The sequence below is a fragment of the Rhodococcus sp. MT28 genome (assembly GCF_058792695.1).
Genome location: NZ_JBXAFD010000018.1, coordinates 17,190 through 39,725, shown reverse-complemented (window position 1 = coordinate 39,725; position 22,536 = coordinate 17,190). Strand labels below are relative to the sequence as shown.

The 22,536-nt window shown below is 62.3% G+C and carries 20 protein-coding genes; 13 read left to right on the top strand and 7 right to left on the bottom strand.

Annotated features, from left to right (window positions below; genetic code table 11):
- Window positions 1-754 precede the first annotated feature (754 nt).
- Complete coding sequence (locus AC1Q6C_RS30775) at window positions 755-1,159, top strand: hypothetical protein (RefSeq protein WP_128638070.1); 405 nt, start codon at window positions 755-757, stop codon at window positions 1,157-1,159.
- A gap of 53 nt (window positions 1,160-1,212) precedes the next feature.
- Here the strand turns inward: AC1Q6C_RS30775 and AC1Q6C_RS30770 are convergent, their stop codons facing one another.
- On the bottom strand, window positions 1,213-2,466 hold the full coding sequence (locus tag AC1Q6C_RS30770) for a PucR family transcriptional regulator (protein WP_042926010.1): 1,254 nt from the start codon (window positions 2,464-2,466) through the stop codon (window positions 1,213-1,215).
- 430 nt (window positions 2,467-2,896) lie between these two features.
- Here AC1Q6C_RS30770 and AC1Q6C_RS30765 point away from each other — a divergent pair, with 430 nt between their 5' ends.
- The 8 genes from AC1Q6C_RS30765 (at window position 2,897) to AC1Q6C_RS30730 (ending at window position 11,967) form a co-directional block, all read left to right on the top strand.
- Window positions 2,897-4,648, top strand: coding sequence for an FAD-dependent oxidoreductase (locus tag AC1Q6C_RS30765; protein ID WP_042926008.1), 1,752 nt, complete (start codon window positions 2,897-2,899; stop codon window positions 4,646-4,648).
- A 226-nt stretch (window positions 4,649-4,874) separates the two neighbouring features.
- A complete protein-coding gene (locus tag AC1Q6C_RS30760) occupies window positions 4,875-5,195 on the top strand; it encodes a 2Fe-2S iron-sulfur cluster-binding protein (protein WP_042926005.1) in 321 nt (106 codons plus the stop codon).
- 24 nt (window positions 5,196-5,219) lie between these two features.
- Window positions 5,220-6,608, top strand: a complete 1,389-nt coding sequence (locus tag AC1Q6C_RS30755) for a cytochrome P450 (RefSeq protein ID WP_042926022.1) — start codon at window positions 5,220-5,222, stop codon at window positions 6,606-6,608.
- Window positions 6,605-7,813, top strand: a complete 1,209-nt coding sequence (locus tag AC1Q6C_RS30750) for an NAD(P)/FAD-dependent oxidoreductase (protein WP_042926002.1) — start codon at window positions 6,605-6,607, stop codon at window positions 7,811-7,813. The genes AC1Q6C_RS30755 and AC1Q6C_RS30750 overlap by 4 nt, the downstream gene beginning before the upstream one ends.
- A gap of 69 nt (window positions 7,814-7,882) precedes the next feature.
- Window positions 7,883-8,623, top strand: a complete 741-nt coding sequence (locus AC1Q6C_RS30745; RefSeq protein WP_054186661.1) for a transglutaminase-like domain-containing protein — start codon at window positions 7,883-7,885, stop codon at window positions 8,621-8,623.
- A gap of 395 nt (window positions 8,624-9,018) precedes the next feature.
- A complete protein-coding gene (locus AC1Q6C_RS30740) occupies window positions 9,019-9,855 on the top strand; it encodes an SDR family oxidoreductase (RefSeq protein ID WP_054186658.1) in 837 nt (278 codons plus the stop codon).
- A gap of 46 nt (window positions 9,856-9,901) precedes the next feature.
- A complete protein-coding gene (locus AC1Q6C_RS30735) occupies window positions 9,902-10,966 on the top strand; it encodes a BtrH N-terminal domain-containing protein (protein ID WP_042926000.1) in 1,065 nt (354 codons plus the stop codon).
- Window positions 10,967-11,412: 446 nt separating this feature from the next.
- Window positions 11,413-11,967, top strand: a complete 555-nt coding sequence (locus tag AC1Q6C_RS30730) for a PaaI family thioesterase (protein WP_042925998.1) — start codon at window positions 11,413-11,415, stop codon at window positions 11,965-11,967.
- A 16-nt stretch (window positions 11,968-11,983) separates the two neighbouring features.
- Here the strand turns inward: AC1Q6C_RS30730 and AC1Q6C_RS30725 are convergent, their stop codons facing one another.
- Window positions 11,984-13,459: an MFS transporter gene (locus AC1Q6C_RS30725; RefSeq protein WP_372510032.1), complete on the bottom strand. Its 1,476-nt coding sequence runs from the start codon at window positions 13,457-13,459 to the stop codon at window positions 11,984-11,986.
- A gap of 203 nt (window positions 13,460-13,662) precedes the next feature.
- Here AC1Q6C_RS30725 and AC1Q6C_RS30720 point away from each other — a divergent pair, with 203 nt between their 5' ends.
- On the top strand, window positions 13,663-14,367 hold the full coding sequence (locus AC1Q6C_RS30720; protein ID WP_042925992.1) for a TetR/AcrR family transcriptional regulator: 705 nt from the start codon (window positions 13,663-13,665) through the stop codon (window positions 14,365-14,367).
- 334 nt (window positions 14,368-14,701) lie between these two features.
- On the opposite strand, the gene AC1Q6C_RS30715 is transcribed toward AC1Q6C_RS30720, so the two are convergent.
- Genes AC1Q6C_RS30715 through AC1Q6C_RS30705 form a run of 3 tightly spaced genes read right to left on the bottom strand, consistent with a single transcriptional unit; the run spans window position 14,702 to window position 16,014 of the window.
- Complete coding sequence (locus AC1Q6C_RS30715) at window positions 14,702-15,337, bottom strand: class I SAM-dependent methyltransferase (protein WP_042925990.1); 636 nt, start codon at window positions 15,335-15,337, stop codon at window positions 14,702-14,704.
- 3 nt (window positions 15,338-15,340) lie between these two features.
- Window positions 15,341-15,772, bottom strand: coding sequence for a DUF5313 family protein (locus AC1Q6C_RS30710; protein ID WP_042925988.1), 432 nt, complete (start codon window positions 15,770-15,772; stop codon window positions 15,341-15,343).
- Window positions 15,769-16,014 (bottom strand): YgaP family membrane protein, encoded by a 246-nt coding sequence (locus AC1Q6C_RS30705; RefSeq protein ID WP_042926020.1) that lies wholly within the window; start codon window positions 16,012-16,014, stop codon window positions 15,769-15,771. Before AC1Q6C_RS30705 ends, AC1Q6C_RS30710 begins: the two co-directional genes overlap by 4 nt.
- A 134-nt stretch (window positions 16,015-16,148) precedes the next feature.
- Here AC1Q6C_RS30705 and AC1Q6C_RS30700 point away from each other — a divergent pair, with 134 nt between their 5' ends.
- Both AC1Q6C_RS30700 and AC1Q6C_RS30695 read left to right on the top strand, forming a co-directional pair.
- Window positions 16,149-18,329 (top strand): MMPL family transporter, encoded by a 2,181-nt coding sequence (locus tag AC1Q6C_RS30700; RefSeq protein ID WP_054186659.1) that lies wholly within the window; start codon window positions 16,149-16,151, stop codon window positions 18,327-18,329.
- A 115-nt stretch (window positions 18,330-18,444) separates the two neighbouring features.
- Window positions 18,445-18,708 (top strand): metal-sensitive transcriptional regulator, encoded by a 264-nt coding sequence (locus AC1Q6C_RS30695; RefSeq protein ID WP_042925979.1) that lies wholly within the window; start codon window positions 18,445-18,447, stop codon window positions 18,706-18,708.
- 93 nt (window positions 18,709-18,801) lie between these two features.
- On the opposite strand, the gene AC1Q6C_RS30690 is transcribed toward AC1Q6C_RS30695, so the two are convergent.
- Entirely contained in the window at window positions 18,802-19,338 is a 537-nt protein-coding gene (locus AC1Q6C_RS30690; protein ID WP_042925977.1) for an Rv2732c family membrane protein, read from the bottom strand.
- On the bottom strand, window positions 19,335-20,540 hold the full coding sequence (locus tag AC1Q6C_RS30685; RefSeq protein WP_054186660.1) for an NAD(P)/FAD-dependent oxidoreductase: 1,206 nt from the start codon (window positions 20,538-20,540) through the stop codon (window positions 19,335-19,337). The genes AC1Q6C_RS30690 and AC1Q6C_RS30685 overlap by 4 nt, the downstream gene beginning before the upstream one ends.
- Window positions 20,541-21,118: 578 nt before the next feature.
- Between AC1Q6C_RS30685 and AC1Q6C_RS30680 the strand changes: the two genes are divergently transcribed.
- Complete coding sequence (locus AC1Q6C_RS30680) at window positions 21,119-22,513, top strand: MBL fold metallo-hydrolase (RefSeq protein ID WP_042925976.1); 1,395 nt, start codon at window positions 21,119-21,121, stop codon at window positions 22,511-22,513.
- Window positions 22,514-22,536: the final 23 nt, after the last annotated feature.

The window sequence follows — 22,536 nt, the reverse complement described above, 5'->3', positions numbered from 1 at the left end:
ACCCGCTGAGCCCGACGAATCAAGCGAAACGGAGGTCGCCTGAAACACCCTCATCCACAGGTCTTGACAATATCTCCGCGCAGTGTGGACGGAACTCATGAATAGAAGTCTAGGCGCGTTCGGACATTGGTGGTGGGGGATGATGTCGCTGTCGCCAGCGCGTCGATGCTGCCAGCGATGCGACCAGTGGCGTTATCGGCGGGCGAACGAACCAGGCGCAGCGGTGAGCCGAACACCTACGAAGAACTCATCTGTTCTTTCGGTAGGTTTCCCGAGCGGCGTGCAGCGAACGCAGAGCATGCAACTCGGCACAACTGCCGGCGTGTGGCGTCAGAAAAGCTCTCCATTGCAGAGGTCGGCTACGCACACCCCTCGTCTGCGTAGCTCGACCTACATCTGGCTGGTTTTCACGTCGCGAATATTTCGGCGTTCGATCAGACTCGCGCACCCATGGTAAGTCAACGGAATCCACGCGGGTGCCAACATTAACAGTAGGAGCGGTGTCAATGTGAAGAATACAAAATCCAGCACGATACCTCGATTTCCACTGCATTCATGGAGGCCTGAAGAAGCCGTCGTCGTGGTGTCGATCGTACTGGATCGGCACCGTTCTGTGATATGTCCAAGTTGGCCAAAGTCGCAAGGAGTCCTTGTTCTTTATGCACAACTCATCCTTCCCTCTTTGACACATGAGGAATGGCTATCGTACAACTAGGTCGTATCGAGTTCGCTCCCGTATTTAAAGGAATCAACCTTGAATCGAGCATTGGACCGTCTCGCAGTTCGTGGTCGGGTGCTGGTCACACCCTGCCAGGGGGAGCCCGAACTGTGGGACTACGAATCCGATCCACCCTACGAGACGGTTGCTCAGCGAGCTGCGCGTCATAAAACTGCAGCGGACTCTTGCATGAAATGTCATATACTGACCGACTGCGAGCAGTATCTTGCTACTGATCCTTCGCCAGCCGGAGTGTGGGCCGGTCGAATCTTGGAGACGTCCGAAGGATCTGTCGAATCAAATGCGGCGAACATTGCGACAAGTGAAGGAATCGAGGGCAAAGAAATGGATATCAATGACCGAATCAAGTCGCTTTCACCGAATGCGGCATTCGATATTCTGATAGCAACAATCGTGAATCAGCATGGCAATGGAGTCTGACGAACGTGGCGCTGGAAACCTGGAAGGTTTGAGCCGGGTCGCAGCCACCCTGCTCAAACCGTCAACCGTGCGTCTACTGAGCCGAGCGGTATGGGTAATTTGAGTACTGTGCTGGGTGTCCACCACGCGGCATCCAGCGCAATCCTGAGGTTCATGAGGATGCCGGCATCGTCCAGCTTGCAACCGCACTCTTTCGCTGCTTGTCGGATGCGGTATTTGACCGTGTTGCGATGGATCGTCATGTCGTGAGCGGTCGCGGTAACGCTACAGTTGTTTGCCAGGTAGACTCGCAAGGTCTCGCGGAGCCAGCGGTTCCGCGCACTGTCCAGAAGCAAGCCTCCGAGTGAGTCTTCCGCTAGAGCCCTTAGGCTTTCCGGATCTTCGAGCAGAAGAGTGATGGCTGCAACTTCCTCGAAAGTTACCACCGGACTGATATCGACCTTGCCGTCCGAAACCACGCGGGCCGCGCGCTCTGCCTGCCTGGCTGTCTTCCGAAAACCATTTTCACCACTCTGCACGGTTCCAATTGCTGCTCGAATTCGGCCGTACTTCTGAAGAACGTCTGTAACGCTTTCAAGGCAAATCCTTCCGGCGTGAATTATCGGAAACCAAACCAGGGATCGGGCATCGCCTTTACTGTTGACTTGCGGTCGACCGATCGTACCGAGTCTGACGTTAACGGTATCTACGAGCTGGTGCCAGGACTTGCTCGGGAATGGTTCCCGGTCATTCGTCCAAAACTCAATGGCAATAGGGTTTCCTGTGAGATTGTAATATGAATCGATTTTGTATGCGTCCAAAGGATCTGTGCATGATGGCGACATTGCGCGTTCGAGTTCCGTGTTTACAGAACTATTTTCTTCACGTATCTTCGATTTCTCCGCTTCGTATTCTGAACATGCGTCCTGACACACGCGGTCTATGAAGACGGCAGACCTGCTGACCAGATGCGCAAGTTGATTCGCGGCCAACGTGTGCGTAGCTCGCGAGAGCGAGAACAGGACATGCTCAAGAAATCTCGATTGGCCCAGGTGATAAGCGCGGGCGAGCGCCGTCAGCGGGACATGCGTGTGTGCGAGAACGCGAGCATGGCACAGGGCGGCATGCGGAGCTCGCAAGTTGTCGTGCTCAGTCCTGTCGGCCAGGAAGTCGATAGCCGCATTGATGTTGGCTTTCACACTGGTGTGTAGAAGTCCGGTTGCGTCTGCATTGCCGTTCATTTCATGGATTGATGCACTTATGAATGAAGAGATATTCTCGGTCAACTCTGCCTTCCTGTCCTCCATCTCGTCCACAAGTGTTTCCATCAAATGAGTCGATATCATTTTAGTGTCATACCTACCCTGGTAGTTCAATTCTGGAGCGGCACGCCATTTCGGTGACGATCGCTGCGGATCTAGCTTGTCGATCTCGGGGCTTGCCCCGCCGCCTGTGCACCTCGGCTTCTCGTCAGAGCCCTCCTTGCTGGCTTCTGACGCACCGGCTCCTTTCGGTTCGGCTCGCCGGTGACGGAAGCGTCAGCGGCTTGTGGTTGATGAGCTGCATCACTAGTATCTGTACACGCAGGCTGCATCTGTCAATTAATTGGACAAAAAGTCATCGTCTGTATAGTAGTGTGCCCGGGTAGGCAGGCGGTCGGCTTTGGTCTCACCGTCGAGGGGGCGCACTCTTGCGCTGGGGTCCAGGCCCCTGGGGCGAGGAGCAGTTATCCGGTTTGAAGAACCAGAAGGAGACGCCATGGCGACGCCACCGAGCAGTTCAATCGATTACGACGTTCTGATCGTCGGTTCGGGCTTCGGCGGAAGTGTCACCGCGCTGAGGCTGGTGGAGAAGGGGTACCGCGTCGGGATCCTGGAAGCCGGGCAACGCTTCGAGGACAAGGACTTCGCGAAGAACAGTTGGGATCTCAAGCGTTTCCTGTGGGCACCGAAACTCGGTCTGTACGGCATCCAGCGCGTACACCTGCTGCGCGATTGCCTCATCCTCGCCGGTGCCGGAGTGGGCGGTGGATCGCTGAACTACGCGAACACCCTCTACAAGCCGCAGACACCGTTCTTCGAGGACAAGCAGTGGGCGCACATCACCGACTGGAGCAGTGAGCTCTCGCCGTTCTACGACCAGGCCACCCGCATGCTGGGCGTGGTGCGCAATCCGCACATGACCCCTGCCGACGAGGTGATGAAGTCGGTCGCCGAGGACATGGGCGTCGCCGACACTTTCATTCAGACACCGGTGGGCGTGTTTTTCGGTGACGAGCCCGGCAAGACCGTCCCGGACCCGTACTTCGGCGGCGCAGGCCCCGAGCGCACCGGTTGCATCGAATGTGGTGAGTGCATGACCGGTTGCCGCCACGGAGCCAAGAACACCCTGCTCAAGAACTACCTCGGTCTCGCCGAGCGCGCAGGAGCCGAGATCGTGCCGATGACGACGGTGTCCGGCCTGCGCCCCCGATCCGACGGCACCTGGGATGTCGACACCGAGCGCACCGGCGCTCGGCTCCGCAAGGGCAAGAAGACCTACAGCGCGGCCAATGTCGTTCTGGCAGCCGGTACCTGGGGCACTCAGAACCTGCTGCACAAGATGAAAGACACCGGCGCGCTGCCCAAGCTGTCGGACACACTCGGCGAACTGACGCGTACCAACTCCGAGTCGATCGTCGGAGCGGCCAAATACGAGGTGGACCCGTCGATGAATCTCACGCGTGGCGTTGCCATCACGTCCTCGTTCCACCCCAGCCCCAACACGCACATCGAGCCGTGCCGCTACGGCAAGGGTTCGAACGCGATGGGCATGCTGCAGACCCTGATGACCGACGGCGGAGGAAAGATTCCGCGTTGGCTCAAATTCGTGTTCGCGATGATCGCGCATCCGATTCAGTTCGTCCGCGTCGTCAACGTCCGGCACTGGAGCGAGCGCACCATCATCGCGCTGGTGATGCAGAACCTGGACAACTCGATCACCACGTTCACCAAGCGTGGGCCGTTCGGCCGCACGATCTCCAGCAGGCAGGGCCACGGGGAGCCGAATCCGACGTGGATCCCCGAAGGCAACGACGCCACCCGGCGGATCGCCAAGAAGATCGGCGGCCTCGCGGCCGGTACCTGGGGAGAGCTGTTCAACATTCCGCTCACCGCCCACTTCCTCGGCGGCTGCGCCATCGCCTCGGATTCGGCGCACGGCGTCATCGATCCGTACCACCGCGTCCACGGCTACCCGACGCTGAGCGTGGTGGACGGGGCGGCCGTGTCGGCAAACCTCGGGGTCAATCCGTCGCTGACCATCAGTGCGCAGGCCGAGCGGTCCGCCGCACTGTGGCCGAACAAGGGCGAGCTGGATCTTCGTCCGGCACAGGGGCTTCCGTATCAGCGGCTCGATCCCATCGCCCCCAACTCGCCCGTTGTTCCGGTGGACGCTCCGGGTGGACTGAGATTGCCTATCGTCGAGATCCGAAATGGCCATCTGGTCGCCGGTGAGACGGCTTCGCGGTGAAAGAAGTACTTGGTGAGCGCGCATTTCGAAACAGGAGCCCAGTCGCTCGATGCCTTCGTGCGGAGCGCAGAGTTGTCGCACTCCACATCTGGAGTGGACTCAGGTCGGATCTCTGGGGCGAACCGTCTGACCCGAATTCACAAGTTTTTGACTCTACGTAACATGGCCGCCATTCACGTTTGCGGCGACACTGTTATCAATCGCGGAAGAAAATTGAGGAGTTGACATGGCAGTTGTAACTTTCGTCGCCCACGATGGTGAGAAGCACGAGGCGGGCTTGGTCGAAGGTCGATCGTTGATGCAGATTGCAACCGACAATGCTGTGCCGGGGATCGATGGAGACTGTGGGGGCGAAACGGCCTGTGGCACCTGCCATGTGATCGTCGACCCGCAGTGGTCAGGAGAGGTGGGTCTGTCCGGTGCCAACGAGGAGGAGATGCTGGCGATGAACCCCGAGCGTGAACCCACGTCTCGGTTGTCGTGCCAGATGGTGGCCTCGGAAGCGTGGGATGGCCTGATCGTTCGAACACCTGAATTCCAATTGTGATGTGTGAAAGGCAGGCACGACAGCATGAAAGTTTCTGAGTCGATCACCGACAAGGTCCAGTCGACCATCCCTATAGGGCTGCAGATCCAGGGCGCTCATCTGTACGACAAGACCCGACGGTGGGTGACTGGCACGAATGGCAAGAAGATTTTCGTCGAAAGTCCCATTCCACCGGTCGAGGATGTCGAGCTCGCCGACATCGACCTCAGTAACCCCTTTCTTTACAGACAAGGGCGGTGGCAGTCGTACTTCGAGCGCGTGCGGAACGAGGCACCGGTTCATTACCAACCCAACAGTCCGTTCGGCCCGTTCTGGTCGGTCACGCGCCATGCCGATATCGTGGCCGTCGACAAGAATCACGCTGTGTTCTCGGCCGAACCGTTCATCGTCATCGGCGTCCCGCCCCGGTTTCTCGATATCGAGATGTTCATCGCGATGGACCCGCCACGCCACGACAAGCAGCGCGCTGCCGTCCAGGGGGTTGTCGCACCGAAAAACCTCCGGGAGATGGAGGGACTGATCCGATCGCGGGTACGGGAGGTGCTGGACGACCTCCCCTTGAACGAGCCGTTCGACTGGGTGCAGAATGTCTCGATCGAGTTGACAGCTCGGATGCTCGCAACTCTTCTGGATTTCCCTTACGAACAACGCCGCACACTCGTCTACTGGTCCGATTTGGCAACCTCGATGGAGCAAGCCAACGGTGGGCCCTCGGACAACGACGAGGTGTTCGAGGGCATGCGTGACATGGCCCGTGGCCTCAGCGCTCTCTGGCATGACAAAGCAGCCAGGAGGTCTGCAGGGGAAGAGTCCGGTTTCGATCTGATCACCATGTTGCAGAGCAACGAGGACACCAAGGATCTGATCGATCGTCCGATGGAATTTCTGGGCAACCTCGTCCTGCTGATCGTCGGTGGGAACGACACGACGCGAAACTCGATGAGCGGTGGCGTTCTTGCGTTGAACCAATTCCCCGACCAGTTCGAGAAATTGAAGGCCAATCCCGATTTGATCCCCAACATGAACTCGGAAATCATCCGATGGCAAACACCCTTGGCGTACATGCGCCGAATCGCCAAAGCCGACACCGTTCTGAACGGACAATTCATCCGCAAGGGTGACAAATTGGTGATGTGGTACGCCTCGGGTAACCGCGACGAACGCGTTTTCGAGAATCCTGATGATTTCATCATCGATCGTGCCAATGCGCGCAATCACATCGCGTTCGGATTCGGTGTACACCGGTGTATGGGCAATCGGCTGGCCGAAATGCAGCTGCGGATTCTGTGGGAGGAGTTGCTTCCCCGCTTCGAGAACATCGAGGTCGTCGGCGACCCCGAGTACGTTCAGTCGAATTTCGTGCGGGGCATCAGCAAGATGATGGTGCGCCTGACGCCTACTTCCAGCGCATGACATCGCAACGGGCGATCATCGTCGGCGCAAGCCATGCTGGGGCACAACTGGCAGCTAGTTTGCGCCAAGAAGGTTGGACAGGCGAGATCGTCCTCATCGGTAACGAGTCTGCCACTCCCTATCAACGCCCCCCGCTGTCGAAGGCATACCTGGCGGGCAAATGCGTACTCGACGATATCGCCATTCGCAGCACGGACTTCTACTCCAAGCAAGGTATTCAGCTCCTGAACGCGCAGGTGGAGGCCATCGTTCGGTCGGAAGGCAACGTCGTTCTCGACACCGGGGAGAAGCTGGCCTACGACAAGCTCGCGCTGTGCACGGGAGCCCGCCCTCGTCGGCTCACCGTTCCCGGGGCCGATCTCCACGGGGTCTACTACCTACGTACCGCAGCGGACGTCGAGAGGATCCGTATGGCCACCGGCCCTGGCCGGCGGGTGGTGATCGTCGGAGGCGGCTACATCGGACTCGAGACAGCGGCATCGCTGCGCGCACTGGGCGTGCAGGTCACAGTTCTCGAGGCAACTGGGCGTGTGCTCGAGCGGGTCACTGCTCCCGAGGTATCGACGTTCTTCGAGCGGATACATCGCGAGCAGGGAGTCGACATCAGAACGAACGCGATGGTCGAAGGCCTGTCCGGTGACCGTGAGGTTCGCGAAGTCAGTTTGGCCAGCGGGGAATCGATCCCCGCAGATCTGGTCATCGTCGGTGTCGGCGTCGAGCCGAACACCGACCTCGCCGCCGATGCGGGTCTTGTCATCGACAACGGCATCGTGATCGACGATCACACTCGGACCAACGACCCCGACATCATGGCGGCGGGGGACTGCGCGAGCCACGACATGGCCCGTTACGGCCGTCGACTACGGTTGGAGTCCGTCTCGAGCGCAGGAGAGCAGGCCAAAGTCGCTGCCTCGACCGCCTGCGGGAAGTCCAGAAAAATCGAAGCGTTGCCGTGGTTCTGGTCAGATCAGTATCACTTCAAGCTGCAGATCGCCGGCCTCAACACCGGATACGACGAAGTGGTTCTCAGCGGTGACCCCACCCGTGACAGTGATTTCAGTTGCTTCTATCTCCAGGCCGGTGAGCTCATTGCCGCCGACTGCATAGGTCGCCCGCGCGAGTTCATGTACAGCAAACGGGTGATCGCCCAGCGACTCTCCGTCCAACGCGAAGACCTGATGCTCGGCGGACTCGCGCGCAACTGACCGATCCTTCGGTCGTTGTGCACACAACAGCAACCGGTTTGCTCAGAAAAGGGAACATCAGCGATGACCATGACAGACCGCCCGCCCGGGGCACATACGACGCAGCCACCACACGCGTATCTGGGAGCAACGGACTTCCTCGACATCGAGCACGAATCCGTGCGGGCGTTCACCGCCGCGGCAATCGGGGATGCGAGCAGCGACCGTGACAAGGCCAGACGCCTCTTCGCCGCCGTCCGCGACCGGATCTGGTACGACCCGTACACCGTGTCGGACGATCCTGCCCACTATCGAGCGAGCTTCGTCCTCGAGACCGGGCGCGCTTATTGCGTCCCGAAGGCGGTGCTGTTGACCGCAGTGTGCCGGGCGGCGGGTATCCCGGCACTGCTCGGTTTCGCCGACGTCCGAAATCACCTGCAGACCGAGACGTTGCGCGCGCTGATGGGCGGCACCGACCTGTTCGTCTACCACGGCTACAGTCGCCTCTACATCGAGGGCCGGTGGTTGAAGGCCACGCCGGCATTCAATGTCGAGTTGTGCGCTCGTTTCGGCGTGCCGCCAGTGGAATTCGACGGCGATCGCGATGCTCTCATGCATGCCTTCACCGCAGACGGAGCTCAGCACATGGAGTATGTCCGCGAGCGAGGAGTCTTCGATGACCTACCCTTGAACGCGATCTTGACGGTGCTTCGGCACGCCTACGGCCCCACGATCTTCACGGGCGCTCACCCACTCGATGATGTTTTCACCGGCCGCACCCGGCCGGGCGAAACTCCCGGGGATCGAAACTCGCCGCGGGAGTCTCGATGAACACAAGCGGTGAGAACATACGCGCCGAACCCCGTATCGCGGCCGACTGCCGATCGGTCGGAGTTCTCTCCGCGAACAATCGCGATCGTGAACACTCGGACCGCCTCGGACACCTTCGAATCGGGTGAGCCGACACCTGCTGGCAGAGCTGTGCCACATGACTGTCTCGTCGCCGCGGCCGTGTTGAGGCCGGGCACCGGAAGTTGCACCGAACAGACGAGACCCGTTCTGCCGCTGGGGTTGCGGCTGCGGGCGATGAACGACCGATCCGAACGCCTCCCCGGGCACGAGACGACGCGCGATACCCATATCCCTCTCCTGTGTGCGCAACCGCTACCGCGAGAGCGGCCCGAACGGCGTCTACCGATGTCTCTTATCTATGCAAGGAGCGCAGCATGATGAACAACGCACCTCACACCCCCGCCAGGACCGTGGCGATCACAGGTGGAGCTCGCGGCATCGGCTATCAGACAGCGAAGGAGTTGATTCGACGAGGCCACCGGGTCGCCATCGGCGACATCGACGAGGCACGTGCGAAGGAGGCCGCCGCCGAACTCGGGGTGAAGGTCGTCACCCGACTCGACGTCACCGAACCTGACTCGTTCACAACGTTTCTGGACCTGGTCGAACGTGAACTCGGACCCCTCGACATCCTGATCAACAACGCGGGCATCATGCCTACCGGCCACGCCCACGAAGAGGACGATGCAGTAACCCGGCGTCAAGTCGAGATCAATGTCCTGGGGGTCATCTTCGGGACCAAACTGGCTCTTCAGCGCATGCTGCCGCGCCGCACCGGACACATCATCAACACTGCGTCATTGGCCGGCGAGCTCGCGGTACCTGGTTTGGCGACCTACTGCGCTACCAAGTTCGCAGTCATCGGATTCACAGAGGCCGCACGACTGGAGTATCGCAAGTCAGGGGTTCGACTGTCCACAGTCCGCCCGACGTTCACCAACACCGAACTCGTCGCCGGAACCGCCGGCGCAAAGGGATTACGCAACGCCGAGCCGGAGGAGATCGCCCGCGCGACAGCAGATCTGATCGAGAATCCACGCCCCTTCGTCCGCGTCACCCGTCTCGCAGGCGCAATGGTCGCGGCGGTGAAATTCGTCCCCCGGCGTCTGGTGACCGGACTGGGTGCGGCCCTGAACACAGATTCGGTGTTCCTCGCGGACGTCGACATGGCTGCTCGCCGAACGTATCTCGACAGAATCCGGAACAGCTGAGGATGCCGACATGCGCGCTCGACCATCCACCCGAAAGGCAGCCACAGTGACCCGCACGACTCTGATCGAGAACTATCCCCACCGGATGGGAGGGCACTGCGGGTCAGGTGCAATGCGAGACCTTCTCCAGTGGCACGGTCTGGGATGGGACGGACCACCCGACGAGGGGTTGGTGTTCGCACTGGGTGGTGATCTCGGTTTGTCCTACCTGCGATCGGACGACCTGGTCCCACCGATGTACCTGGTCGGCCGCGGTGCCGACTTCGAGATCGTCTTGCCGCGCAGGCTCGGCGGACAAGTCGAGGTTCTCACGACCGACGATCCCGCTGAGGGATGGTCATGGGTTCGCGACGACATCGATGCGGGACGACCCAGTCTGGTCTGGGCCGATATCGCTGAACTGCCCTACTTACGGGTGAAACTGCAGATGAGTCGCCACGACATCGTGGTGATCGGCTACGACGAGATCGGGGGGACTGCCTCGGTCGTCGACAACGATCGGGCCGATGTGCAGGAGATCCCGCTCGACGCGCTCGCTCGGGCGCGATCTTCCACCTCGTTCCCGCAACCGACACGTCACTGCACGTACCGAATCACATGGCCGCAGACACTGCCGCCCGTGTCGACTGCCGCGGCCGCGGCCTTTGCCCGATCCGCCGCCAGCATGCGCGCCCCATCGACACCGGGAATAGCCGACCACGTACCAGCGGCCGGTGCCGAAGGATTGGCCGCGGTCGACCAGCTGGCAACCGACGTGAAGAGCTGGGTCGACCTTCCGCCCGATGACCTCGAGACGCTGCTGTTCAGTCTCGGTATCTTCATCGAAAAGGCCGGAACCGGAGGCGGGCTCTTTCGTCGGCTTCTCGCCGACGGCTGTACCGAGATTGCACGTCTGACCGGTGATCCCGCTACCGCAGACCTCGCGGCGGCCGCCGATCACTGCGCCCAGGCCTGGACCGAAACTGCCCGCGCCGGAACACAACGCGGTCTCGATGTGCGAACACGCGCAGCTGCGGTGGCCGTGTCGGCTGCCAAACTGCCTGCACTCGAGCTGATCCTGGTGGAGTCCCTGGAGTCTGCTTCACGCTCGCTGGCCGCCACCACGACATGATGCCCATCGGCGTTCGACGGCGCGCGGTGCACGGCGCATCGCACTGTGCTGCAGCCGCTCGTGCCGGATCGCCCCAGGCGTGCGGAAACACCGAACGACCGAGGAGTTGCCGGACGGAACAGTCGGACGCCTCTCGGTGGACGCTGCATCGATGCCGTGTCGTTGCTCGGCAACAGACCCTGATCCCTGCCCCACGCCGACAACAATTCAGCCCGCCGACGGAAGCCCTCGATGTTTCGCGGTCACCATTTTCGGCTCGACGGCCGCGTCGTGTGCGCTATCGGGCCGGGCGGTGCGTTGAGTGAGAAGACTCCCGCTCGTGGTAATCATGGCGGGGGCGAGTGCGCCGACCGGTCGGACGAACGCCCGACCGGATGCTGCGGTGCAGGCCGAGCGCGCGAAGACGCGACAGACTCGGCACGGTTTCACGACAGAGAGGTCCGACCATGAAAAGAATTCCAGACGAGGTCAGCGGGTCGGCCGGCCCCGCTGTCGAGAACTGGGCGCGCTCGTTCTGGAGCACGACTTCCGAGTCGCCTGATCTACCGCCCCACCACCCCGACTGTCTTGGTTGTGGGCCGCAGAACCCGCACGGCCACGCCCTGTCGGTCCAGCGTGACGAGAACGGCGTGGTGGCTCACCATGTGTTCGATCAACGTCATGTCGGGGCACCCGGGATAGCACACGGAGGCGCGGTGGCGACCGTTCTCGACGATCTGTTCGGCTTCCTGCTCTACACAGTGGGTGAGCTCGCCGTGACGCGGCGTCTCGAGCTCGACTACCTGGCGCCGGTTCTGCTCGGCACTCCATACGTATTGCGTGCTGCCGTTCGGTCTCGTGATGGGCGCAAACTGGATCTCACGGCCACGATGGACGATGCGCAGGGCCGCTCGGTAGCCACCGCTACTGCCCTGTTCGTGGTGGTCGAGGTCGAACACTTCATGCAGTCCCAAGCCCGAGCCCAACTCCGGGCCACGGACACGAATCACACCGAAGAATAGACACCCTGGCCGACCTTCACCGACGTCCATCACCCGCGGTGGCTGTCGTACGGCTGCGTCTACCTGGCGCAAAGACGGCGAGGACGAGTGCCCCAGCGGCGGTCAGCGCCGCCAACGCCAGTGTCGCCTGACCACTTCCGTGTACGAATGCGGCTCTGGCGAACTCGGCCAGCGGCTGACCAGCTGGTCCTGCGCGGTCGGCGACCTGTAACGCGGCGGCCAGAGAATCGGCCACCGGACCACGGGCAGGCTCGGGTAGCTGGGGCAGAGCCGGCTGAATGTGCTGAACGTAACCGGCCGCGAGCACGCTACCGGCTACCGCAATCCCAATCGCGGCACCGATTTCGCGAGCTGCGTCGTTGACCGCGGCAGCCACCCCGTGCTTGGCCTCAGGAGTGTCCGAGACGATGGCGAAAGTCGCAGGGGCGGTACACAACCCCAAACCCGCACTCATGATGAGCAAGGGCCACAGCAGGTCAGGGTAAGTCGCCGCGACGGTCAGTCTGCTCACCATCACCAGTCCCGCCGCGATGGTGAGCAGACCTACAGTGGTCATCACCCGCAGGCCAACAATGTTCGACAGCCAGGGTGCAATCACCGAGATCACGATGAGCGGCACGACCATAGGGGTCAACGCCAACGCGGCGGTGAGCGGTCCATAACCGAGAATCAACTGCAGATACTGCACCAACAGCAAGAACACCCCGAAGGTCACCAGAAATTGGATACAGACCGACAGTGCGCCGGCACCGAAGCCACGGCGGGCGAACAACCGGACATCGAGTAGGGGTGCCGAGGAACGTAGTTCTACGACGACGAACACCACAACTGCGAACAAGCCCACCGCAGTGCTGATGGCGACGAGCGAATCCGACCAGCCACGGGCCGGAACCTCGATCACAGCGAAGACGATCGCCCCGACCGCGACAACTACGGTCACCGCGCCCACCCAATCGACCGGTGGATGCTCCTGCTGGCGGGACTCCGCGATACTGCATGCCAACCCGGCCAGAACCGCTCCGGCGACGGTCAACCCGACGAACACCGAGGTCCACGACCACTGTTCGAGCAGCACACCAGCCCCGAGGATGCCCAGGACCGCCCCGGATCCAGCAACCCCGGCCCACACACCTACAGCGCGACCGCGATGCGCCGGTGGAAATCCCGCGGTCAGTATCGACAGCGTCGAGGGCATGACCAGCGCCGCACCCGCCCCAGCCAACGCGCGAGCAGCGATCAGCCACGCCGGGTCGGCGAGAAACAAGGGCAAGGCCGACGCGAAAGCGAACAACGCCAACCCCGCCACGAGCACCCCGCGGCGACCGTACCGGTCACCGATCGCACCGGCAGGCAGAACGAAGCACGCCAAAACCAGCGTATAACCGTCGACTATCCAGGTCAGTTGAGCTTGCGTCGCCCCTGTCGCGACCGCGATCTGTGGCAACGCTGAATACAATGCCGCCATTGCGGCCACCACTAACGCGACTGCCATGCACGACACAATCAACATCCACCACTGGGCACCGCTCCATCGAGCGACGCTGGCAGAGTCGGATCTACGTTCGTTCAACGGCCAGCCTCCCAGTTCGAGACTGATCGTCTCGGTACGAGACTATTAGTATCATAACTTTGCGGGTGTGACAGAATGGTCATGCGAGGACATGTCTTGTCAGTCAAATGGAGCGGAGCCCGTTCATGGTCGACCCTCTCGTTGCGGCCGAGGGCCCGGCCGACCCCCGGCTGGCGCGCTCACGTAACCGGTTACTCGAAGCGGCGGGCCAGCTGCTGGCCACCGGCGGTGTCGAGGCGGTCACCGTGGAGGCGGTCACCCGCATGTCGAAGGTTGCGCGTGCCACGCTGTACCGCCACTTCGGAAGTACCACTGACCTGCTTGCTGCAACCTTCGAGCGACTACTACCCCCAGTCGACACCGATATCGATACCGGTCCGCTACGCGAACGTCTGATTTCGTTGCTCACCACCCAAGCCGACCTCATCGAACAAGCTCCGGTGCAGATGACCACGCTGGCCTGGCTGGCAATGGGACCCGTCAACAGCGGCGACGCCAGCCGGCGCGATCTCGATCCTGGCGCGGTGGTCTCGCTTCGGGCCCGTGTCATAGAGCAATACCGCAGGTCCCTGGATCAGATCCTGACGGCCCCTGACGCCCGCGCTGTGCTCGGCGAGATCGACACCACCTTCGCCCTCATTCAGCTCCTCGGACCGATAGTGTTCGCTCGCCTCACAGGACTGCGCCACATCCACGCCGACGACTGCATCCAAATCGTCGACAACTTTCTCGCCGCCCATGCCGCAAGTGTCCGATCGAGCACTTCGCGCGACAACAGCCGTCCATGGCCGGCCGCGACGCTAGACCCGCAGCTCACCGACGGCCAATAAAACTTGATGCGAAATTTCACCATCAATGCGCTATCCAGTCAGGGATCGCAGCGCTCACTGGATACGGCCGGACGTGTGCTCGAGAACTCGGAGTTGCACTGCAGTGCACTTCTGACATCGTGCAGCCGTCTTCTGAAACTGACAGTCGTTCCAGTGTCTCGGCGTCGTCGCGAAGTACCGGTGTGCTGATCTCGTTGGCCCTACTTCCTGGGTCGCTCGCCGTGGGCGCGCGACAAGCGTGGGTGGACTGTAAAAAACGACTTCTCGAGTTCGTCGAGACCGATGTACCGGGGCGTGGCCGGCAATTCGTGCCGCGGCCATCGTAATTGCCCGTTCAGGACACCTTTCGGGCGTGAAGACGCTCGACGAGACCGAGAGTGAACCGGTCGATGTCCTCGATGGAGAAGCTCTCGTCACCGGCGATCGCGAGCGAGGGCCGGCGCAGAAAGTGCTCGCCACCGACCGGGACGCTCACCAGTTCCAGAAGGCGTTGGATCCATCGAACCGGCCGGATCGACGAGGCGACGTGATCGGCGAGGAGCAACGTTCCACCTGGACGCAGCACTCGCGACATTTCCGCGAGCGCGATGTCCGTGGCGGGGATGGCGCAGAGCGAGAACGTGCACACCACGGTGTCGAAAGATGCATCGGGAAAATCCAGAGCGTGAGCGTCCCCGAGAGCTAGGCGAGCGTCGGGTCTGACGCCGGCGGCCCGAGTATGCGCCTGCGCGAGCATGTCCGGGCTCAACTCGATTCCGGTCAACGACGTCCCTGCCGGGTAGTGCTCGAGATTGAGTCCAGTTCCCACTGCGACCTCGAGAACCTGGCCTCGGGCGCGACTGCAGATCCAGGACCTGGTGTCGCGGAAGAGGACTCGGTCGAGAAAGGTCATGTGCTTGTCGTAACCGGCCGCTTGCTTGTCCCAGAATCGCTGCCACCGGGCGAGACGGTGCGTTGGATCGACGACCATCGCTCAGTGCTCCCGGCCGGGAGCGATGGGTGCCGCGGCGGTGCGTGAGGCCCCGGACTCGGGGTGCGCCGCGAGATAACGCTTCTTGACCAGTTCCGATTCCTGCGCTTTGCGGGGGTTCGTCAGATCGTGCGGCAGCATGTGCCGCACGAGGCGGCGTTGCCGATTCTCTTCCATGTACGAGGCGGTGAAGAACACCGAGAGCAGGACCGCGAGAAGCACCATGGCACCACGCAACCACAGCTCACCCGGAAAGAACATGAACACGGCGTAGATGGGAAGAAACGGAACCTGGCCGCGAATGAGGTGCCGAACGACGGCGTGATCACCCGTCAGATCGTGGGCCACCCAGTCCGTCATGGTCGAGGGAAGAGGACGACCGAAGGCGTAGCCGACCCACTGCCACGGCGTAGGGCGGGTCCTGTAGCGGTTCACCGGGCCGGGGTCATTGTGCTCTGGCGCATCCCCAGTCGCCGCATTGCCAAGCTGGCCGGGCACCATCCGACTGCAGAATACAGCAGCAGATTGCCACCGACGAATGCTGTCAGGGCATGCCAGCGGCGGTTGTGAAGGGAACCGGCGGCGAGGCTGGCGAGGATCATGGTGCCCGCCAGTGCGGGGACTGCGCGTTCGATACTCGGTCCGCCGGGGCCGGTGAGGGTGTCGGTGCATGACATGAGTTCGGTCCTCGATTCTGTGAGTGTGGTGCGGCACCACATGTATACCCCAGGGGGTAGGTGTCAACATTCAGCATACCCCCTGGGGTACCATGCTAGGGTTCCTCCATCTTCCCGACCAGTAAGGACATGATGTGAGTTCTACGGACGTTCGAACCGACGAGAGTTCTGCAGACAGCTCGCCGCCAGGGATCACCGGCGGGCCGTTGGCGCGCTTCGGTGCGCGCATGGCCGGCAATTTCAAGTGGGTGGTGACGGCGTGGCTCGTGGTCATCATCGGATTGGGAGCATTTGCCCCGTCGGTGTTCGGCTCTCTCGCCGGTGCCGGCTGGCAATCCAACGGATCGGAGTCGGTCCAGGTTCGGGAACTTGCCCAGGAGCATTTCGGTGGGAACTCCTCGGCCGCGATACAGGTGGTCGTGCACTCGGACACCGAGCAGGTGACCGATCCTGCTGTGGCAGCTGTCATTTCCGAGGTCACCGACATTCTGGCCGCCGACTCGCGAATTTCCGAGGTCATCGCCCCGCAACCGGGGATGTCGATCAGCCCGGACGGGCACACCGGAATCCTCATCGGTGGAGCGAACGGGACGACCGACGAGATGGTGAAGGCGGTCGACGATCTCAAAGGCGAGTTGACCGCGGCCTCCACGGATTCGATAGAGGTCTACCCGACGGGAGCCTCCGCGCTGTGGAGTGACTTCAACAAGGCCAACCACGACGCGATGATCAAGGCCGAAATCATCTCCTGGCCGGTCACGTTGGCGATTATGGTGCTCGCATTCGGTTCGCTCGTCGCTGCGGGCCTGCCTCTGCTGTTGACGCTGGCCGGTCTGGTTGCATCCGCGGGTGGTCTGGTTCTGCTGAACGAGATCACGCCGATCTCGGTGTGGGCCATGAACTTTGCGATGATGTTCGCGCTGGCGCTCGGTATCGACTACGCGCTGTTCCTCGTCGTGCGATTCCGGGATGCCCTGCGGAAGACGATCGACGCCGGACGAATCGACTCACGACGCGCGGTGGCCGAAACCATGGATACGGCAGGCAAAGCCGTCCTGCTGTCGGGACTGACAGTGTTGATCAGTTTGTCGGCCGTACTCCTGGTACCTGCACCTGCTGTGCGCACGATGGCGGTGGGCATCATGCTCGCGGTGGTGTTCGTGCTCGCTGCCACACTCACCCTGCTTCCCGCAGTTCTGGGCAAGCTCGGACCGAAGGTCAATGCCGGGTCCCTCCCGTACGCGAAGCGACAGGTGCATCGCTCGCCGAAGTTCGCGTCCTGGGGTCAGTTGTTGCACAAGCATCCGTGGCCGTTCGCCATCGGTTCGCTGTTGATTCTGGTGGCGCTGTCGATTCCGGCGCTGGGTCTGAAGGTCGCCATGCCGTCCATTTCGGTTGTGCCCGAGGATGCTCCGGTCCGGCAGGGCTACGAATTGGTGCAGGCGCAGATGGGTGAGGGTGCACCAGGCATGCTGCAGATCATCGCCCCCACGGCGGAGGCGGAGCAGACCGCGCAGATCGCAGCGAGCGTGGCCGGCGTATCGATGGTGACGCCGCCGATGCCCGCCATGGACGGATCCGACTTCGTCATGCTGCAGGCGATCCCGAACGTGGACCCGTCGGACCCCGCACTCGAGACCACGCTCGACGCCTTGCGCGCCGAGCTGCCCGAGGGTGCGATCGTCGGCGGTGCACCGGCGGAGAACCTGGATCTGCAGTCTGCGTTGAACGAGTATCTGCCGATCGTGGTGTCGGTGATCCTCGTGCTCGGATTCCTGTTGCTGCTGATTGCGCTGCAGGCACCGCTGATCGCCCTGCTCGGCACGGTGGTCAGCCTGCTGTCCACCGGAGCGGCCTTCGGTGTGGCCAAGCTGATCTTCCAAGACGGTCACGGCTCGTCGCTGCTCGGATTCACCCCGCAGGGCTTCCTGAACGGCTGGGGACCGGTGTTCTTCTTCGCGATGATCTTCGCAATTGCGATGGACTACACGGTGTTTCTGCTGTCGAGCGTCAAGGAACACTACGAGAACACCGGTGATCCACACGGTTCTCAGGTCGACGGAATGGCGCACTCGGGACGGGTTATCTTCGCGGCGGCCGCGGTGATGATCGCGGTGTTCTTCTCGTTCGCGCTCGCCGAACCACTGCCACCCAAGGAGATGGGCATCATTCTGGGTGTCGCCGTACTGTTGGACGCCATTCTCATCCGCTTGGTTCTGCTGCCGGTTCTCCTGCGCCTGACCGGCCACGCCGCATGGTGGTCACCCACGTGGCTACGAGCAGTACTGCCCAAGATCGGCTTCTCGCACAGCTGAGTGTCACCGATCTCGAGCAACACAGTGGTGGCCGAGGCCGTTCGGCTTCGGCCACCACGACCACCCTTACCCCTAGGGGTAAACTGGAGTTTCATCGAACGAAGGACTGAACGACATGACCGGTGACACCGAAAGCATCGCATTGGTATTGAACCGTTTGCGGCGTGCGCAGGGTCAGCTCGCAGGAGTGATCTCGATGATCGAGAGCGGCCGGGACTGCAAGGACGTCGTCACGCAACTGGCCGCGGTATCGAAGGCTCTCGACCGGGCAGGCTTCAAGATCGTCGCCACCGGACTCCGTGAGTGCATCACCGGAGCGGAAACAGGGGAGAAGATGACCGAGGCCGAGCTCGAGAAGCTCTTTCTCGCCCTCGCCTGACAACGGTCCGATCACCCCCGCATCGATGCACGGGGGTGATCGGAGCGAGGCAGGGTAGCCGGTTCGAGGTGGGGTGATCGGGCCCGCGACGTGTCAGCCCCTGTGCGCTGGACCGGGCTGCTCGTCCGGGCGGGTGAACACCACACGTGCCCAGAGAACAGTGGAGAGCAACGCGGCCACCGCACCCAGATACAGGCCTGTCGATGGGCCTGCGAACGTCTGCGTCGGTGCCAGTGACTGACGCGCCCAGATCGCAAGCACACCGAAGACTGTGGTGACGCCATTGCCCGCCAATGCCAGAGCGGCCCATCGAAACCGCCGAACCAGACGCGCGATCGAGGCCACCGCAGCGGTGAACGTGACGCTGAATGCGGTGAACAGCGTCGCCAAAACCCCGGCTGATTCCGCGTCGGCGTGTGCGGTGCGTAGAAGAACGTCGTATCCATGGGCGCCGCCGGTGTGTGGAAGCACCACGCCGAGCACGGCCGCCGACACCAGAACGAGCAGATACGGCGTGATCCGGGTGACCACGACCTCCGGTATCACGCGGCGTTCTATGGCCTCGAACACCGACCGGTAGTGGCTCAGGTCGCCCTCGCGGTCGTAACTGTGCGGCGGTCGACCGTTCACGCTCGGCCGGTGAGAATGGCATTCCAATACAACGCCGGCAGTCCGCGTCTCTTGAGGAACCACATGTCGCGGCGTTCGCGGGTGGTGTCGATCAGCGGTATCGAGGGGGCCGGCTGCATCGTGTAGTCGAACTCGGCCAGAAGCATCGTCTTGCGAGAGGTGGTCAAGGGGCAGGAGGCGTACCCGCCGTACTGTGCGGTCAGTGGACGGCCGGCGATGCTCGCCTGCAGGTTCTCGGCGACCACGGGTGCTTGCTTGCGGATGGCGGCACCGGTCTTGGAGTTCGGTGACGATCCGGCGTCACCGAGGGCGAAGACGTTGTCGAATCGACTGTGCCGCAGTGTGTTCTTGTCGATCTGGACGTATCCGGCTGGATTCTCGGGGTCCGCTATGGGGCTGGCCTTGATCCAGTCCGGTGCGGATTGGCGCGGTACGACGTGGAGCAGGTCGTAGGGTAGCTCGTCGGTGGTACCTGCGCTGTTATCAGTGATCGTCACCGATCGGCCGTCCGGGTCGACGGCGGTGACTTCGCTGTTCTTGCGCACCTCGATGCCGTAGCGCGCCACGACTCGTTCGAGCTCCTCGGCGAACACCGGTACCCCGAACATTCCGGGTGTGGGTAGGACGAGGACAACTCGGATGGCGTCGAGCACGCCCTGCTCTCGCCAGTAGTCGGCCGCGAGGTACGCGATCTTCTGCGGGGCACCCGCGCATTTGATGGGGCCGGACGGCATCGTGAACACTGCGGTGCCCGACCGCATCTTCTGAATCATCTGCCACGTCTTGGGTGCGAGATCGTAGCGGTAGTTGCTCGAGACCTGCGGGGTGTCGATCGATTCGGCCATACCGGGCACGGAGTCCCAGTCGAGCTGGATGCCGGGGCACACCACCAGGTGGTCGTAATGGATCGTAGTTCCCGAGGAGGTGCTGACCGTCTGGGCATCCGGGTCGACCCCCTCGGCGCGATCCTTGATCCAGCCGACGCCCTGGGGCATCACCGACGCCTCGCTACGCGCACTTTCCGCGGCCGGGGCGCGGCCTCCACCGACGAGCGTCCACAAAGGTTGGTAGTAGTGGGTCTCTGCCGGCTCGATGATGCCGATGTCGGTCATTCCTGCTCGCCGCAGACGTGCCGCGAGCGAAATACCGGCGTTGCCTCCGCCGATGATCGCGACTTTGTGGTCGATGGTGTGCGCGGACATGTGGTCCTCCTGTTCGAGACACGAGCTCGGTGAGCTGTCTCGATTTCGGTTGGTGCCGGGGTGGTTCAGCTCGACGTCGGTGTGGGCGCGAGCCGTGTGGTCACGACATTGGTGGTCATTGAGGCCAGGTGCACTGCATCCACAGCAGTCGTGCTGGAAGGTCATTCCGGCGTTCGAGCAGGTGGTGCAAGGACACGTGCCGAGGTGTACGGACGCCCTCTCCCTTGATTGATCGTACGGATGTACGTACATTATGGATAAGGCTAGTCGCCGATTCCGACAAACGCCACACTCGGGACGAATCAAATTTCCTCGTCCGCCCCGAGTCGGCGAGTGCCGGACGGCCGAGGAGGACGTGATGGTCGGCAACCGCTGCGGTGTCGCTGTGAGTGGTTGCGCCGCGCTGGATCGGTCGGTTGCGATGCCCCTGGTCGCCCAGTGGAATGCCGCCCATTCCACCTCCACCTTGTGAGATCGGGACCGTGCCTCGCCGCACAGGACCTCCTGAAAATACCCCACGGGGTACCATGAATTTTGACGCCCCTACGAACGCCACCACGATCGACAAGGAGATTTGAATGCTTCTCGAACGCATCTACGACGAAGACCTCGCCCAAGCCGGATACTTCATCGGCTGCCAGGCCAAGGGGGAGGCAGTGGTGGTCGACGCCCGCCGCGACATCGGTGTGTACCTGGACCTGGCCGCTCGGCATGGCATGACCATCACCGCCGTGACCGAGACCCACATCCATGCCGACTACCTGTCCGGCACTCGCGAGCTTGCGAAGGCCACCGGGGCGGTCACCTACGTCTCAGGAGAGGGCGGCGACGACTGGCAGTACGGCTTCGAGGCCGAACGCCTCCACGATGGCGACACGCTGGCTCTGGGTAACATCACCGTGCAAGCCGTTCACACGCCCGGTCATACTCCGGAGCACCTCTCGTTCCTGGTGACCGACGGTGCCTTCGCCGATGCTCCGGGATACATGTTGACGGGCGACTTCGTCTTTGCCGGCGATCTCGGCCGACCGGACCTACTCGACGAAGCTGCAGACGGTGTCGACACCCGTTTCGAGGGTGCCAAACAGATCTTCCGCAGTCTGAAGCGATCATTTGTCACGCAGCCGGACCATATCCAGGTCTTTCCGGGTCACGGTTCGGGCAGTGCCTGCGGAAAAGCTCTCGGTGCGCTCCCGTCGACCAGCGTCGGCTACGAACGTCGCTTCGCTTGGTGGGCCGGGTATGTCGAGCGCGACGACGAGCAGGGCTTCGTCGATGAGATGCTCGACGGCCAACCGGATGCACACGCCTACTTCGGCCGGATGAAGCGTCAGAACAAGCAGGGCCCGGTCGTTCTCGGGCCACTCTCTCCGCTGCACGAGTACGACTCCACCGAATTGGCACGCGCTCTCGATTCCGACGAGGTCGTCCTCCTCGACACCCGCGGCCACGATGAGGTGCACGCCGGCGCTGTCCCCGGAGCGCTCAACATCCCCGGCGTCGGCAAGGCAGCCTCGTTCGGTGCCTGGGTCTACGACCCCGAGCGAGAGGACACTCCACTGGTGGTGCTCGCCGAGGACCGCACTGTCGCCGACGAGCTCCGTGATCACCTGCTGCGGGTCGGCATCGATACGGTGACCGGGTACGTCACAAGTCTACGAGGCCTCCCCATGACGACGCCCGAGACGATCGGTGCGGACGAGCTGGATTCGTTCGACTCGGCAATGGTGCTGGACGTGCGCAACAAAACCGAACACGCCGACGGCCACATACCTGGCTCCGACCAGCTCAGCGGCGGCCGATTGCTGTGGAACCTCGACGGACTGCCCACGGGCGGTCCGATCGTGACCTATTGCCAGAGCGGCGTCCGTAACGCGGTCGCAGCCAGCGCCCTGCGCCGCGCCGGCTACCGAGTCGTCGAACTCGAGGGCAGCTACGCCGCCTGGGCCGAGCGCAAGCTCGAAACAGTCTGATCGAACACGCCCGAATCGGAGGC

What these genes read in the sequence shown, in the direction of transcription:
- AC1Q6C_RS30745 (WP_054186661.1), top strand. Translation starts at nt 7,883, where the DNA reads ATGACAGACCGCCCGCCCGGGGCACATACGACGCAGCCACCACACGCG.
- AC1Q6C_RS30725 (WP_372510032.1), bottom strand. Translation starts at nt 13,459, where the DNA reads ATGGCAGTCGCGTTAGTGGTGGCCGCAATGGCGGCATTGTATTCAGCG.
- AC1Q6C_RS30730 (WP_042925998.1), top strand. Translation starts at nt 11,413, where the DNA reads ATGAAAAGAATTCCAGACGAGGTCAGCGGGTCGGCCGGCCCCGCTGTC.
- AC1Q6C_RS30765 (WP_042926008.1), top strand. Translation starts at nt 2,897, where the DNA reads ATGGCGACGCCACCGAGCAGTTCAATCGATTACGACGTTCTGATCGTC.
- AC1Q6C_RS30715 (WP_042925990.1), bottom strand. Translation starts at nt 15,337, where the DNA reads ATGGTCGTCGATCCAACGCACCGTCTCGCCCGGTGGCAGCGATTCTGG.
- AC1Q6C_RS30695 (WP_042925979.1), top strand. Translation starts at nt 18,445, where the DNA reads ATGACCGGTGACACCGAAAGCATCGCATTGGTATTGAACCGTTTGCGG.
- AC1Q6C_RS30740 (WP_054186658.1), top strand. Translation starts at nt 9,019, where the DNA reads ATGATGAACAACGCACCTCACACCCCCGCCAGGACCGTGGCGATCACA.
- AC1Q6C_RS30720 (WP_042925992.1), top strand. Translation starts at nt 13,663, where the DNA reads ATGGTCGACCCTCTCGTTGCGGCCGAGGGCCCGGCCGACCCCCGGCTG.
- AC1Q6C_RS30680 (WP_042925976.1), top strand. Translation starts at nt 21,119, where the DNA reads ATGCTTCTCGAACGCATCTACGACGAAGACCTCGCCCAAGCCGGATAC.
- AC1Q6C_RS30755 (WP_042926022.1), top strand. Translation starts at nt 5,220, where the DNA reads ATGAAAGTTTCTGAGTCGATCACCGACAAGGTCCAGTCGACCATCCCT.
- AC1Q6C_RS30750 (WP_042926002.1), top strand. Translation starts at nt 6,605, where the DNA reads ATGACATCGCAACGGGCGATCATCGTCGGCGCAAGCCATGCTGGGGCA.
- AC1Q6C_RS30760 (WP_042926005.1), top strand. Translation starts at nt 4,875, where the DNA reads ATGGCAGTTGTAACTTTCGTCGCCCACGATGGTGAGAAGCACGAGGCG.
- AC1Q6C_RS30685 (WP_054186660.1), bottom strand. Translation starts at nt 20,540, where the DNA reads ATGTCCGCGCACACCATCGACCACAAAGTCGCGATCATCGGCGGAGGC.
- AC1Q6C_RS30770 (WP_042926010.1), bottom strand. Translation starts at nt 2,466, where the DNA reads ATGGAAACACTTGTGGACGAGATGGAGGACAGGAAGGCAGAGTTGACC.
- AC1Q6C_RS30705 (WP_042926020.1), bottom strand. Translation starts at nt 16,014, where the DNA reads ATGTCATGCACCGACACCCTCACCGGCCCCGGCGGACCGAGTATCGAA.